Origin of the sequence: Bacillus sp. Bvel1, from assembly GCF_014872755.1 — a bacterium.
In the GTDB taxonomy this organism is placed as follows: domain Bacteria; phylum Bacillota; class Bacilli; order Bacillales; family Bacillaceae; genus Bacillus; species Bacillus velezensis.
Genome location: NZ_JAAOBZ010000006.1, coordinates 553,361 through 570,442 on the forward strand (window position 1 = coordinate 553,361; position 17,082 = coordinate 570,442).

Below are 17,082 nucleotides of genomic sequence, written 5' to 3' on the forward strand. Positions count from 1 at the left end.
GGGTGGAGGCCAATGGTTCATTTGAATAAACAGAGTGCGGATATCGCGATAATCGGGGTTGCTTGCAGATTCCCCGATGCAGATCATTATCATGAATTCTGGGAAAACATAAATAGCGGCAAAGATTCCATCCGGGAAGTGCCGATTGAACGGTGGAATCCCGATCTTTATTACTCAGCTGATATCAGTATACCGAACAAAACAATCAGCAAGTGGGGAGGTTTTATTCATAAAGCTGACCATTTCGACCATAAGTTTTTTAATATCTCTCCCCGGGAAGCGAAAAACATGGATCCTGAGCAAAGAATCCTTTTAGAAGAAACTTGGCGGTGCATCGAAGATTCCGGGGTCTCTTTGCGGGATCTCCAGCGTAAAACCACTTCTGTTTTTGCGGGTATTATGAATTCTGACTACCGGCAGACAGGTCATGAATCGGAAATCGACAGTTACGCCTGTTTAGGAAGTTTCGAAGCTATGCTCTCCAACCGGCTTTCATACACATTCGGTTTGACCGGAAAAAGCATGTCTGTAAATGCCGCTTGTGCATCGTCGCTTGTTGCTTTACATGAAGCGGTTAAGTCATTGCGGACAAAAGAAAGCGATTATGCAATTGCATCGGGAGTAAACTTGAATTTCCAACCCGGAAAATATATTTCTTTTTCTAAAGCCAGAATGCTGAGTCCTGACGGCAAATGTAAAACCTTTGACGCAGCGGCGAACGGGTACGTTCCCGGAGAAGGGGCAGGCGTTGTATTGCTGCAGCGCCTTGGTGATGCAGTAAAAGCCGGTCACCATATATACGGGATCATAAAAGGGACGGCTGTTAATCATGGCGGTAAATCCCGTTCCATAACCGCTCCCAGAGCAGAAGCGCAGTGCCGGGTCATCTCAGAAGCTTTACACAACGCTGCTGTTGATGCTGCGACGGTTTCTTATGTAGAAGCACATGGCACAGGTACATCTCTGGGCGATCCGATAGAAATAGAAGCATTGACAAAAGCATATCGGCAATATACTGAGGATACTCAATATTGCAGAATCGGAAGTGTGAAAACAAATATCGGTCATACAGAAGCAGCGGCGGGAATGGCCGGATTGATAAAAGTTCTAATGATGATGAAACATCGGAGGGTGCCGAAAAGCCTGAATGTACATACGGTAAATCCAATTATACAGTTTGAAAAAACACCGTTTAGGCCGGCGCTTGATTCAAGTGATTGGAAGGCGGCAGACGGGGGGCCGCTCAGGGCGGGAATCAGCTCCTTCGGTTTTGGGGGTGTTAACTCTCACGTCATCATCGAAGAATTTATACATACAAATGACGAAACTGACAGAAAGGGAAGGGTTCCCTTCCTTTTTTCCGCTAAAAGTGAAGAAAGCATGAAACAAATGATACATAATTGGAGAACCTTTTCTGACGATTCTGAGGAATTTTGCAAAATATCAAATGAAGCGATCAGCAGCACCCTTTTAACAAGGACATCGTTTGATTACAGGGCGGGTTTATTGGCAGGCAGCAAGGAGGAATTTAAAAATCAGCTTAAAGAGGGATTAAGTTTTCGGAGGAAACATAATTCTGAATGGGCGCTTGCCATCGGTGACTTCAAATGGGAAAGTTATAAACAATTTGCCGTTTTGAAACGCGTGTTCCCTGATCTAGAAAAGAACGTAAGGTCGGTGCTGAAGGGTATACCAGCATTGCACAGTTCATTTAAAAGAAAATGGACGCCTGAGAAAATCCGCTTGTATTCTTTAGTTATCAATACGGAAATCATAAAAAGTATCCTGGCATCCGGTTTTAAGCCAAGTCTCATTACAGGCGCCGGAGACGGATATTACGTCGCTCTTGCAGCAGCGGATATCATCAAAATTGAAAAGGCCATTTCTGTCATCACAGGCGCTGAAAAACCTTCGCACTTATCCTGCGAGCCGCCGTCCATTCCATTTGTCAATCCGTACACTTCAAAAACGTACCCGCCGGTTCGATTAAATGAAGAATATGTAAGGATGCTGCTGAACGGTCTGAGCTTCCCGGCTGATTTTACAGACCGCCTGTACGGGAAAACACGGCTGCTTCTTGAGCACCAATATACGTTTAAAGGGTTTTTAGAAGAGTGGGATAAAGCGGGAAAGACTCAGGAAATCGAGATTTTATCTTATATTGTGAATCGCACGGCGGATAAAAGAAACGCATTGCCGGCTGAAGAGGAAGCGGCGATCATGGCTATCCTTGCCTCTATGAGAAGACTGTATAAGAGATGGGATTTAACAGATTATGATGGATTCTTTGATAATGATTATGTTCTGGAAATATTAAATTTACTGGATGAAGGAATCTTGTCTAAAGAACTTTTTCTGAGCATGTTATTGAAAAAGCAAGACGGAATTAAACAGGCTGTTGCTTGTATGAATGAGCATCCGTCAGGTTTTTATAATAAGGCCCGTTTTCCGCTGATGACAGAATACAATCAGATGGATGCCGTGTTTCAGGAGATAGCTGACCATATGCCGCTTCACACGGAAGAAAAGGGAACGGAGCCGGATGTGAATATCTCTGATTTTTCAGTTTTTCAATTCGGATCGCTCCCTCCATCAGCAAAACTAAACAAAGCGGCTGCTTTTGAAGCGGACAAACCAGCCGATGAGGCTCTTTATCATTCATTTATGCAAATGTGGCTTTCAGGAGAAGAGATTGAATGGGCGAAACTAGGTGATTATCATAAAAGAAAAGCCCCGCTTCCGCCTTATCCGTTTGAGCGCTCTCAATTTTCTTTAAACCCTCAGCCGGTAAAATCAGACGCGGCTTTTTCAGAAAAGAAGAATCAGGCACTTTATACGCCGGTATGGAAAGAAACCGCACTTGAGAATGAAGCGGGCAGCGGACAAGCCTGTACTATTTTGTTGTTCTCCGGGAATAAAGACTATTTTGAAGAGCTGAAAAAAAGAGAGAATACGTCCGCATATCTTATTATGCCCGGTGACCGTTTAGAGCAGATAAGCGACAGTGTTTTCACCATCAACAGGCAGTGTCCCGAAGATTATCAAGGTGTCATTCGTCTGTTAAAGGAAAAAGGCGCAGCGCCCGATGCAATTTTGCATACTTGGTCTGAAAAACAGCCTGAACTGGAAGAAACACTCGCATCAGGAATTTATTCTGTGTTTTATCTGACTAAGGCTTTAATCAGCGAGAACCTTATAAACAAAGTAACGTTCATTTATACATTCAGCGCAGATCAAAAAGAAAAATTGCCGTATTTTGAAGGTGTGAGCGGTTTTTTAAAATCGGTAAAACAAGAGTACCCGCAGCTGCATTGTAAGACGGTTTGCTTTGAACATGATTCTGCATCCGTTTCATGTTCAGAGAAGGCTGACATTCTTTATAAAGAAATAAACACAGCGCCTGATCGGCATATTCATATCACTTACAGAGGCTGCGTAAGATATGCACGGATGTTAGAGAAGCAGAGAGAAACAAACAGAAAGACCATTCAATACCCTGAAAAAGATAAAGTATATTTAATTACAGGGGGATTTGGGGGGATTGGCAGTAAAATCGCTGAATATTGCGCGAAAACTGAAAGATCCACTATTATCCTATCGGGGCGATCTGTTTTAAACGGAGATAAGCAGAAACATTTAGAATACCTGAACAGCTTTAAAGCCAAGGTTTATTATATACAGGCGAATATATCCGATAAAGAAGCGGTAAAAAAAATGATTGACGGTATTACCGATCAGCATGCAGGTCTTCATGGCGTCATTCATTGTGCAGGAGTTATCAGAGACTCGCTGCTTTTTCGAAAAACAAAGCATGAACTTTCAGAGGTGATTGCTCCGAAAGTTCATGGCGCATTGAATCTTGATCATGCAACGAAGTCGCTCGAATTAGATTTTTTCGCCGTTTTTTCTTCAGTCGTCTCTATTGCAGGCAACGAAGGTCAGTGTGATTATGCATATGCAAACGGCTTTTTAGATCATTTTGCCGAATATCGGGAACAGAAACGGCAAAATTCTCTGCGCAGCGGCCGCACCCTGACAATCAATTGGCCTTTATGGCAAGACATCGGAATGGGGGCGAACCTGTCAGGTCAAGGGCGGACGTCTCTTTTTCATGGTTCAGGGCTCGAAGAACTTCCTGCTGAAGACGGAACGCAATGGTTTTCGCGGATTGTAACTTCGGGTCAGCTGCATAATATTGCAGTCTGCGGTGATCATGAACGCTTTGAACATTTTATGCAGCAGAGATTTTTGACGGACGAAACAGAGACAGGCAGTGCCGTTCCTTTGGCTCAAGGCGATATTTTGGATCAGACAGTTTTGTTTTTAACCAATATCATCTCCTGTGAGGTCGGTGCAGAACGGGAAGAGATCGATCAAGATGTGCATCTGGCTGAATATGGAATGGATTCCGTTATGATTCATCAATGCAACACAAAGCTGGAGCAGTCACTGGGAGCAATTTCGAAAACGCTTTTATTTGAATTTCATACAATCAGAGATTTAGCAGATCATCTTGTAAAGGAATACCCGGATCGGCTGGGACGTTTATTTTCACGGGAGGAAAAAGGAAAACAGATTCAGAGCATTACCCCCGCCAGGCCGGAACAAAACACCACTGCATCTGCGGCGGAGGAAAAAGAACATCTTGACGGGATAGCGGTAATCGGTATCAGCGGCCGTTATCCCGGGGCTGAAAATATCGAAGAATTGTGGGATCTTCTATCAAAAGAGAGAACCTCAATCACAGAAATTCCGAAAGAACGATGGAATTATGAGACCTACTATGATCCAGATCCCGCTAAAGCGCATGAGGGGAAAATTTATTGCAAATGGGGCGGATTTTTAAAGAATGCTGAATCATTTGATTCTTTGTTTTTCCAAATATCGCCGAGAGAAGCAGAAGCGATGGATCCTCAGGAACGAATATTTCTCGAAACCGTATGGAAAGCATTTGAAGATTCGGGATATACCATTGAAGGGTTGAGAAAGCAGACCGAAAAACATGTCGGTGTATTTGCGGGAGTTACAACCAATTCTTACAAGCTGCTCGGCGAAAGAATACCGACGGACAAAAACGATGTACTTCCAAATTCGTTCCCGTGGTCTCTCGCGAACAGAGTGTCTTACACATTTGATTTTACGGGTCCCAGTATCCCTGTAGATACGGCTTGCTCTTCATCCTTAACGGCAATTCACATGGCTTGCCAAAGTTTAAAAAAAGGTGAGTGCTCGGTTGCGGTTGCGGGAGGAGTAAATTTGTATCTTCATCCTTCTGACTATTTATACCGGTGTCAGATGGGAATGCTTTCAAAATCGGGAAAATGCAGAAGTTTTGGAGAAGGCGGCGACGGTTTCGTGCCCGGAGAAGGTGTCGGGGCCGTTATTCTTAAACCGCTTAAAGATGCCATACGTGATAATGATACTGTGTACGCCGTCATAAAAGGAACGGCAATTAACCATGGCGGAAAGACGAATGGCTATACGGTGCCTAATCCTGCCGCACAGGCGGATTTAATTCAAGGAGCTCTTAAAGCGGCCGGTTGGAGTGCCAGAAGTGTCAGCTTTATTGAAGCACACGGCACGGGAACGCCGCTGGGTGACCCGATTGAAGTCCGAGGTCTGACCAAGGCGTTCAGAGCTTATACCGAAGATGTTTCATATTGCTCTCTCGGATCGATTAAATCTAACATCGGTCATCTCGAAGCGGCCGCGGGAATTGCCGGCCTGACAAAGATTATTTTACAAATGAAGTATAAAAAAATAGCCGCAACACTGCATGCTGAACGGGTGCATCCGGATCTTTATCTGGAAGAGACACCTTTTTGTCTCCAGCGGGAAACCGCCGACTGGATAAAACCCGCGAATGAAAAACATTCTGACAGCAAATATCCGCGGCGTGCGGGATTAAGTTCTTTCGGAGCGGGCGGGGCAAATGCTCATATCCTTGTGGAAGAGTATGAGTCTGCTGCTGACTGTCAAACGGGGCGTGAGGAAAGTGAAGAACTTATCGTACTCTCAGCCAAGCATTCACTGAGTTTACGGGAATCAGCAAAACAGCTGGAGGAATATCTTCAAAAGGCTCGTCATAAGCAGGGCGAGTGTTTACAGCCGGCGGGAACAAATAAGCCGCTTCACCTTTCTGATATTGCATATACCCTTCTTGAAGGGCGGGAAGCCATGCCGGAAAGGCTTGCTGTCATTTCGAAAAATATCGATGACCTGATGTTGAAATTAAATCACTTTTATAATGGAATTGACGATCACGAAATATTCAGAGGGAAAAAACCGAATCATAAACGCGGACAGCGGCAATCGGATCTTCCGCTCAAATCCGGCAGAACCACATTAGCCGACATGGCTGAATTCTGGGTATCGGGAGGGAATTTAAGCTGGGAAGATTTCCGCACCGGCAGAAAACCGGCAAAAATTGCGCTGCCGACTTACCCTTTCTTAAAAAACAGACTGTGGGTGTCAAATAAGGCGCAAACAACATCAGCAGCCGGTACAGCTCCTTTATTTGATTTTTCTGCAGGTGAGTGCCGATTTTATAAAACGCTTTCAGATTCTGAATATTATTTAAAAGACCATGTTGTGCATGGGAATATGGTTCTGCCCGGAGCGGCAATCATCGAAGCGGCCAGAGAAGCGGGAGAGAGGCTGTACGGAAAATCAGTCATAAAACTGAGTCAGGTTGTATGGGCGGTTCCGATAACCGTTGAAAAAGAAAAGACGATAATGATAGATCTGCTGCCGAATCAAAAAGACGGCAGATTTGTGGTAAAAACCGATATGCAATCTGAAGCGGCAGTTCATTGCCAAGGAAACATTATGACATGCGGAGATAAAGACGCCTCTCATACAGAGCATTTTAAATTGGACAGCTGGTTAACCGGGCAGAAAAGATTAATCAGCGGCGCTGAGTGTTATAGAAACTTCCGGCAGAGCGGTTTGGACTATGGAGCCGGCTTTCAGGTAATAAAACAGCTGTTTATCCATGAAAATGCTGTTCTTGCACGAATATCACTTCCTGAGAGCATTGATAAAAAATCCGGCGCGCTGCTGGAACCGTGTTTATTGGATGGCATTTTTCAATCCACAATCGGGTTTACGTTCGGTCAGGAAGACGATCATACTGCATATTTGCCTTTTGAATTAGGTGAGCTGGAGATTCTTCACCCACCTTCGGCAAACGGCTATGCTTACATTACTGCTGCCGATGAAAGACAACATGATGATGTCAAAAGGTTTCATATACTATTTATGGATGAACACGGATCTGTAAGTCTTAAAATAAAAAACTTAGCGTTGAAGGCATTAAGGGCTGCACCGCAGACTCAAAATGAGCGGCATTCAGCTAAGTATTACGCTGATATGTGGAAGCGGGCCCCTATGCTTCATCAGCCTGAAGGCAGCGGTTTAAACAGTTGCCTTGTAATTTCACTCCGTCAGGATATATCAGAACCGCTGATCCGCCAGGCATATAAAGATATCGGCCTGAACATGATCTTTGTCCGCCATGGCGGAAGTTTTCAAGAAAAAGAAGCTGATTCCTTTGAATTGAACAGCGTCAAACTTGAAGGCTATAAGAAATTGCTGGCGATTCTTAAAGAAAGACAAGTGACAATTGACCGCGTCATTTTAATCGGGATGAGCCCTGAAACGGGAATTGAGCATAACATTCATGAAAAGCTGGAAGAGGCTGTTTTGCCGGTTTTCAATGTAACGAAAGCTCTGTTAGCAACAATCCCAAGACATAAAATTCTGATATCACATGTATTTTTCACAAGGAACAATCAAATCTTACCTTATCAAATGGCAATCAGCGGCTTTTTTAGGTCGCTTCATTTAGAACATCCAATGTTGTCCGGTAAAAATATTGAAATACACAGCGATGAAATTCAGTTACAGCTGAACACCGGTCTGCCTGAATTAAAAAACCTTGTGAAAGAAACAGTCATCAGCGATGATGCTTCAGAGATCAGATACAGAGATGGAATCAGGCAGGTGAAACACTCTGCAGAAATTGAAAGGGCAGAGCCCCCCAAAAAGATGGAAGTAAAAGAAGGGGGAGTTTACCTTATTACAGGAGGAACAGGCGGCCTGGGCCTGATTTTTGCCAGACATCTTGTGCGAAAAGGGAGAATAAAGCTTGTGCTTATCGGCAGGTCAGAGCTTTCTGAGGAAGCCGTAAGCAATGTAAAAGAGCTCGAAAAAAACGGATCAGAAGTTTTTTATGTAAAAACCGATATTTCTGATAAGGAAAATGTCAACAACCTGATAAAACTCGTCAAAAACAAATTAGGTCCTGTTAAAGGAGTTATTCACAGCGCCGGTGTGATAAAAGATTCATTACTCATCAATAAGCGTGAAGAGGATCTCGATTCAGTCCTGGCCAGCAAGGTTTACGGAACGATATGGCTTGACCGGTATACAGACAGAGAACCTCTGGACTTTTTTGTTATGTTTTCATCTATCAGCGCAATAATCGGGAATGCCGGACAAACTGATTATGCTTATGCAAACCGGTTTATGGATTACTTTGCGGAAATGAGAGCGGCGGAAAATAAACCTGGAAAAACAGTCTCGATTAATTGGCCTTTATGGAAAGAAGGCGGTATGCAAATTGACATTCATTCAGAGAAGTTCCTTTATGACCGTTTCGGAATGCTGCCTCTGGGAAAACGGGAAGGCCTTGCAGCATTTGATCAAGCAATGACAGGGTGTGAACATCAAATAATGGTATTTAGCGGTAATGAATTAAAGCTGGAACGAATGATAACGATTGACAGCGGAAAAAGTGACCCGGCAATCGCCGACGAAAATCACGAACCGAAAGAGCTGTCAATAACTGAATCTTTAAAAAGCACTTTGACGCGCATCATCACCGGCGTATTAAAAATTGAAGAACGGGAATTTGATTTTGAACTGCCGATAAGTGAATACGGATTTGATTCAATTATGTTTACAATGCTGGGCAACGAATTAAACGAAACATTAGGAATATCAATGATGCCGTCAGATTTTTTCGGTCTTACTGATTTTAATGAACTTCTTGAGTTTTTAAAGAGTGAGTATTCCGAAGAGCTTCATCTCTGCGGATCTTTTTCTTCAGATGAATCTGCGGCGAAAGACAGGAGAGAAAATCTGATTGAGGGCATCGCAAAGATGATGTCCAGTATTTTAAAGATTGACAGAAAGGAAATGGAAGAAGAGACTTCATTCGGCGAGTACGGATTTGATTCTATTACGTTTACCAGACTCGGAAATGAAATCAATCAACAATATGGTACGGAATTATTGCCGTCCATTTTCTTTGAATGCAATTCACTGGCTGAACTGACTGATTATGTAATCGAGCAATACGGAGAAATCCTTTTTGCTGAGACAGAACCTTTTTCTGCAGCAGACGAAAAAACATTGTACAGCACGCCTCCGCCCGAATCCTATGAACATTCCCCTGAGCCTGAAAACAAAACCAGGCAAGAGGAAAGACATATGAATGAGCCTGTTGCAATAGTGGGAATGAGCGGCCGTTTCCCCCAAACAGATACGCTGGAAGACTTTTGGGAAGGAATTGAAAAAGGGCGGGATATGATTACAGACATTCCTGAAGACCGTTGGGACTGGAAAGAGTTTGACGGCGATCCGATCAGGGACGTCAATAGAACAAAAATAAAAAAAGGCGGATTTATCAAAGGCGCGGACAGTTTTGATCCGTTGTTTTTCGGGATTTCTCCCGCCGAAGCAGAATTAATGGATCCCCAGCAAAGAATTTTTATGGAGACTGTATGGAAAACAATAGAAGATGCGGGCTATAAGCCGTCAGATCTGGCAGGGACGAAAACCGCGGTGTTTGCAGGGGTCGCCACAACGGACTATGCGGAACGTCTCAATGAAAATGGCGTCTCTGTTCAGGCGCAGACCGCAACCGGTTTAAATCATTGTATATTGGCTAATCGTATTTCTTACCAGCTGAACCTGACGGGTCCGAGCGAACCGATTGACACTGCCTGTTCAAGTTCATTAGTTGCACTCCATCGTGCGGCTGAGGGGATTCAAAGAGGCGATTTTGAAATGGCGATTGCAGGCGGAGTGCATATTATGACAAGCCCTACTCTGTTTATAGCTTTTGATAAAGCAGGTATGCTTTCCAAAGACGGAAAGTGCAAAACGTTTGATAAAAGCGCTGACGGCTATGTAAGGAGTGAAGGGGCGGCTGCAGTACTGCTTAAGCCGCTCAGCAAAGCACAGGCAGACGGTGATCATATTTATGGTTTGATTAAAGGGTCAGCTGTAAATCACGGCGGCCGCGCCAATTCTTTGACAGCTCCGAATCCGAACGCACAGGCGGACTTATTAACCGAAGCTTGGCGGAAGGCGGGGGTCAGTCCCGCCACTGCGGGATATATAGAAGCGCATGGCACAGGGACAAGTCTTGGCGATCCGATTGAAGTAAACAGCATCATAAAGGCATTTAAAACGTTATATCAAGAATGGGACATTCCTTTTGAGAAACAGAAAAGCTGCGGAATCGGGTCTGTGAAAACAAACATCGGCCATCTCGAAACCGCTGCCGGAATAGCCGGAGTGCTGAAAGTGTTACTGGCTTTTAAATATCGCAAACTTCCGGGACTCGCCCATTTTTCAGAACTCAATCCATACATCAAAATGGAAAATACGCCATTTTATATCACAGAAACCGCTCAAAAGTGGAATCCGATAAAAGATGAAGAGAACAACGATCTGCCGAGGAGAGCAGGTGTCAGCTCATTCGGATTCGGCGGTGTGAACGCACATATTGTTTTAGAGGAATATAGGGAACCTCAAAAAGAAGTACCGGAAAACAACGGTAAAACACACATTTTTGTTTTATCTGCGAAAACCAAAGATCAATTACTTGAGTATATCCGGCTTATGGTTCAGTACTTGGATCGCGTGATTGCCGGTGACATGACCGTTAATGCCAGTGACATGGAATTTACATTGCAAAACGGCCGGGAAGCAATGAACGAGAGAATTGCCGTATGTGCAGTGAGTCTGACTGAGCTGAGAGATAAATACGTCAGCTTTCTTGATAAAAGCAAGGTGCAAAATGGCGTATTTATAAGCGAAAACACTGAAGAGCGCGCAGCTGTTTCTGAATATATGATTCAGGAAGCTCTTCAAAGCGGAAAAGAGGAGCTGCTCGCACAATGGTGGGCCAATGGAGCCGAGTTTGAATGGAAGACCATCGGCAATGAGAAATTGAATAGAGTGCCGCTGCCGTCTTATCCGTTTGCAAAAGAGAGTTATTGGTTTACTCCGAAAAAGAACAAAAGCGAGGTTAATAGCAAAAGTCTTCACCCATTAATCAGCGAGAATGTCTCAACATTAAAGAAACAAGCATTTAAAACTGTTATTTCCGGAACTGAATTTTTCGTCACTGATCACCTTGTTTCAGGAGACTGTGTGTTGCCGGGAGCCGCTTCGCTTGAAATGGCTCTAGTTTGTGCGGAAATAAGCGGAGAAAGTAAAGTATATAAAATAAAAGACGTGATGTGGAACAGACCTATATTATATAAAGGAAAAACGCTGCACATTTATACCGGCTTGGAAATGAAACAAGATAAGTTGAACGTAACGATATGTAAAGAGGGCCCGGATGGCGTGCAGCAAATCTGCACACAATGTGAAACAGTATTCGGAGACATAAACAGCAATCCTGAGTATGTCGATATTGATCAGTTCATACGCAGCAGTAAAACGGTCATAAGCCGGAAAGAGTGTTATCACCGCTTCAGTGGTATGGGCCTGACATATCAGAGCGGTTTTCAAACGTTGAAAGCCGTATATCGCGGTGATGTGGAGTTAATGGCAGAATTGGAGCTTCCGGATCATTTAACGAACGGGTTTTCACATTTTACACTCCATCCTTCATTAATTGACGGCGGTTTTCAAGCGGCGGCATTTTTGTTAAGAGAAAATGAGGAAGACGGCTTATTTGTTCCTTATTCACTTAGAGAGCTTCACATTAAGAGAGCGCTTACTGCCCGATGCCATGTTTCGGTGAGAGAAACCGGTTTTTATACGTATAACATTGATTTTATTAACGAGAGCGGCGAAGTAGCCGTGAGCATGAAAGACTTCTCTGTCAGAAAAGTGACCGGGGGAGAATTAACCGCAGGTCATAAAAATGAAGATCAGGAAATTCTCTTCTTATTGGAACAATTGAAAAACGGTGAACTTTCTGCTGACCAAGTTTATCAGCTGCTGGAGGGAAAATAGTGCAGATCAAACAAATACTTTCCTTAATTGAAGAACAGCAAATGTCTCCTGATGCAGGACTGGAGCTAATTCGTACTTACAGAAAACAACAAATGGAAAAAAAGGCGGAGCCGGAATCACAAGCTCCGTCCCCAACCATTTTTTTTAAGACCGATTGGGTCAGGACAAATCACATTGATATGCCGAATCAGCAGGCACCGGGGAATATGCTGATTTTTGATCAGGATAACCGTCTTTTTCAGCATGCCGAGATGATGAATGGAGAACATAACCGTGTCATTCTTGTAACGCCCGATTCTGATTACAGAATTGAACGGAATAGATGCACAATCAATCCTTCTGATGAACATCATGTCGAAATGCTGCTGTCTGATTTGGCTGAAAACGGATTTACACCTGATGTCGTGCTTTATTTATGGAATAGAGAAATCAGAGAATTCACTGAAGAATCTGTTAATGAAACTCTTCGCAGAGGGATAAACTCGCTCTTTTTATTATCAAAAGCTTTAATGCGAAGAAACGAACCTGTTACGTTATTGCATATTTATTGGACAAGCGGTCTGAATCAGCCGTTTCATGAAGCTGTCGGAGGGTTCGTGAAAACGGTAAACATGGAAAGCTCCAAGCTTAAAGCGAAAACCATACAGATACGCCACGAGGATTCTGACATAAATCCTCCGGTTTCCGAGATGTGGGATGCTGCAATCAGTGAAATGCAGCGCATTCAAACGGATGAATGTGAGGTTTTAATAGACTCATATACCCGTTATGTGAAAGGACTGCAGCCTATTGATATTCCGGAACACGATAACGGATCTGTAACGTATCAAAAAGGCGGCATATATATCATTACCGGAGGAGCCGGAAAACTCGGGCTGCTGTTTGCGGAACACATCGCTAATGAAAACCAAGCCGTGATTATACTTACAGGCCGTTCTTTTTTAACAGCTGATCAAAAAGAACGGATCAGTAAGCTTAATGAGAGCGGCTCTATTGTTGAATATCAGCGGACGGACATAACAGATCGAACAGAGGCAGAGCGATTCATTTTCGGCGTTAAAGAGCGGTACGGCAGCATAAACGGGATCATCCATGCTGCCGGCATCCTTCGTGATTCATTTCTTGTAAATAAAAGTCTCAGTGATTTTACGGACGTACTGAAACCGAAAGTTTACGGGACAATCTGGCTGGATGAGCTGACAAAAGACGAAGATCTTGATTTTTTTGTTCTCTTTTCTTCTTTTTCCGCTTACGGAAATGCCGGCCAAAGTGACTATGCGTACGCAAATCATTTTATGGACAGTTTTGCAATGCTTCGATCCCAGCTCTCTCGAAACGGAAAAACACTATCAATCAATTGGCCGTTATTGAAAGATGGCGGAATGAGTCTCGACAGCAGTGGAATCGTTCAAATAAAAGAAAAATACGGAATGACTCCGATGCGAGCTTCCTCTGTTCTGGAAGCGTTTCTGAAAATGCTGCGGTCTGCATTTACCAGCTTAATGCCTGCAGAAGGTGAGCGGGATAAAATGATAAAGGCGCTTTCGATTCAAAGAAATACAGCTGCAGCAGATCAAGATACACTCACGGCGGAACACGATGAAGAAGCGGAATATGCTGCGAAAGAAAAAGTCAATGACTATTTAATCAAGATCATCAGCGGTGTCTTGAAAATCCAAGCTCATAAAATAAATGCGAAAGACTCTTTTGAGAAGTTCGGAATCAACTCACTTATGATCATGTCACTTATTGCAAAGCTTGAAGATACTTTCGGGGATCTTCCGAAAACAATCTTTTTTGAATATCAGAACATTGAAGAGCTTTCAAACTTCTTCCTAACATCTTTTAAAGAAAAAGTGCTTAAGGCCGCAGGGGCAGCTCCGGTAACAAGAGTGCAGAAGAAAAGAGAAAATCCGAGTAAAAAACAGCACCGGCAGCAGAAGGATACACCTGCACCGAGCATGGATCAGCCGGGGGAGGATATTGCCATTATCGGTGTGAGCGGAAGATATCCGAATTCCGATACTCTTGAGGAGTTCTGGGAAAACATTGCCGGAGGGAAAAACTGTATTATTGAAATCCCCGAGGAACGTTGGGATTTCAGATCGAATTACAGTCCCGACAGAATGGAGAAGGGGAAAATCAACAGTAAGTGGGGCGGTTTTATCAGCGGTGTTGATCAATTCGATCCGCTGTTTTTCCACATTTCTCATAAAGAAGCTGAGCTGATGGACCCTCAGGAGCGAATTTTTCTCGAAACCTCCTGGCATACGTTTGAAGATTCAGGATATACAAAAGAGAAGCTTAACGGTATGAAAGCCGGTGTATTTGTCGGAGCCATGTACGGACAATATCAATTATTCGGCGCAGAAGAAACTGCGCGGGGCAATCCGATTGCGCTCAGTTCCTTCTTTTCATCTATTGCCAACAGGGTTTCATACTTTTTTAATCTCTCCGGCCCGAGCATTGCACTGGATACGATGTGTTCATCATCGCTGACGGCCATTCACTTGGCATGTGAGAGTATTAAAAGAGGGGAAAGTGAAATTGCGCTTGCAGGCGGCGTTAATGTATCCATACACCCCAGCAAATACCTTTGGCTGAGTCAAGGTAATTTTGTTTCCACCGAAGGATTGTGCAGAAGTTTCGGAGAGGGCGGAGACGGCTATGTCCCGGGAGAAGGTTCGGGAGCCGTTCTGTTGAAACCTCTGGAAAAAGCAATTGCTGATCAGGATCATATATACGGAGTGATTAAAGGAACATCTGTAAATCATGGCGGAAAAACCAATGGATTTACGGTTCCGAATCCGAATGCACAAGCTGAGCTGATTGCTGAAAATTTCAAGAAATCGGGCATCAGTCCGCGATCCGTCAGCTACTTGGAAGCACACGGAACGGGTACCTCGCTCGGAGATCCGATTGAGATCGCAGGATTGACAAAAGCTTTTGAGAAATTTACGGATGATAAACAATTTTGTGCCATAGGTTCAGTGAAGTCTAATATCGGACATTTGGAGTCTGCCGCAGGTATAGCAGCCCTTACAAAAGTTCTTTTACAATTTAAGCATCAGAAGTTGGCGCCATCCATTCACTCGGAACAGCTGAACCAAAATATTCGATTTGAAAAGACGCCTTTTTACGTTCAGCAGAAAGAAGAAGAGTGGCGGAAAGAATCAGGCGCCTCTAACAGGAGAGCAGCAATCAGTTCGTTCGGAGCGGGAGGAGCAAATGCCCATGTCATTGTGGAGGAATATCAAAACCATGCGGACACACAAACAATAAGCGGTCCGTTTGCCGCAGTTCTTTCTGCCAAAAATGAAGACAGACTGAAAGAATACGCCCGGCGCCTTCTGCAATTCACAGAGCGGGAGACAACAGCCTCGGCAGCTGATATCGCTTTTACATTGCAGACATGCAGGGAGCCTATGGAAGACAGACTTGCTGTTGTAGCTTCCGATTTGCCGGAACTTAAGGAGAAGCTGAGAACTTTCTGTACTGAAGGAACAATTGGAGAGGGCGTATACAAAGGCAATGTTACAAAAGATTTTGATAAAGTCTTTATCTTTCATGATCAAAAGATGAAAGATAAATTCCTCGAAGCGATGATGGAGACAAAGGACTTGAATCTTCTAGCAAAATTATGGTCTTTCGGGGCTGATATTCAATGGAGAGAGTTATATGAAGAGTATACCCCGCAAAAGGTCAAGCTTCCTTTATATCCATTTGCTGAGGAGTCTTACTGGGTGCCTCGAAATCAAAGCGCAATATTTCCGGAAATATTGCCGCAGCAGTCTTCACTGCACCCGCTTCTGGATTCGAATGAATCTACTCTGGAACAGCAGTTTTTTAAAACGACATTAAGAGAAAAAGAGATTTGGTTAAAAGACCACATCGTAAAAAACAAGAGCATTCTCCCGGCAGCTGCTTTTCTTGAAATGGCATGCGCAGCGGGAACGCGGTCATATCGAAAGAAAGAGGTCACTCGTTTAAAAAACGTGATATTTGCAAGACCGGCCATGCTTTTGCAAGAGAGCCTGACCATTTACACTCACGTTTCCGTAAAAGACGGCAAAATATTATTTAATATGTCATCTGACGAGGATGCTGCTGTAAGGAATGGATTTGTGACGGGGGAATTAGATTATGATCATCATTACGGTGATGATGATATAGAGAATATCGACAGACAAGAGATGATAAACAGAAGTGCTTTTGTCCGTGAACAAGATGAATGTTACAAGTATTTTCGGGAAAACGGGTTCCTGTATGGGCGCGCTTTTCAGCCGATTCAACGTTTATGGGGCGGAAAAACAGAAGCGGTTGCACACTTATTGCTGCCAAAAGAAGCCGCATATGCTCTTGAAAATTATACATTGCATCCGTCTTTAATTGATGGGGCTCTGCAATCTTTGTTCGGGATTACGGACGGAAGAGAAGAGGCATCTGTTTATGTTCCTTTTTCAATAGGAGAGATTACGATTCGGAAAAAAGTTTCAGCAGAATGCTGGGCTTATGCGCGTAAAACAGGCCAAAAAGGTCAATCCGAGCTTATTTACGATATTCAGCTGCTTAATGAACAAGGAGAAAGACTTGCAGGTTTGAAGGATGTAACCATTCGTAAAAAAGAAACGTTTTCCGCGGAGGCACAGACTCGTGCAACAGTGGATTCCAATGGAAAGAACGAGAGAGTAAAAGAGCTTCTCAGACAATTAAAAGCGGGCGAACTGACTGCCGAAGAAGCAGATTATGCGCTGGAGCGTATGCAGGATTAGTTTATCATTTTGCGGAAGTGCCATTTGTAAAGGGGATGAAGATTTT

Annotated in this window: 2 protein-coding genes; both read left to right on the forward strand. The window is 43.7% G+C overall.

The window, feature by feature from the left end; translation table 11 throughout:
• Positions 1-12 precede the first annotated feature (12 nt).
• Positions 13-12,264: an SDR family NAD(P)-dependent oxidoreductase gene (locus HAP68_RS07000; protein WP_024085254.1), complete on the forward strand. Its 12,252-nt coding sequence runs from the start codon at positions 13-15 to the stop codon at positions 12,262-12,264.
• Complete coding sequence (locus tag HAP68_RS07005; protein ID WP_024085255.1) at positions 12,264-17,036, forward strand: type I polyketide synthase; 4,773 nt, start codon at positions 12,264-12,266, stop codon at positions 17,034-17,036. Before HAP68_RS07000 ends, HAP68_RS07005 begins: the two co-directional genes overlap by 1 nt.
• Positions 17,037-17,082: the final 46 nt, after the last annotated feature.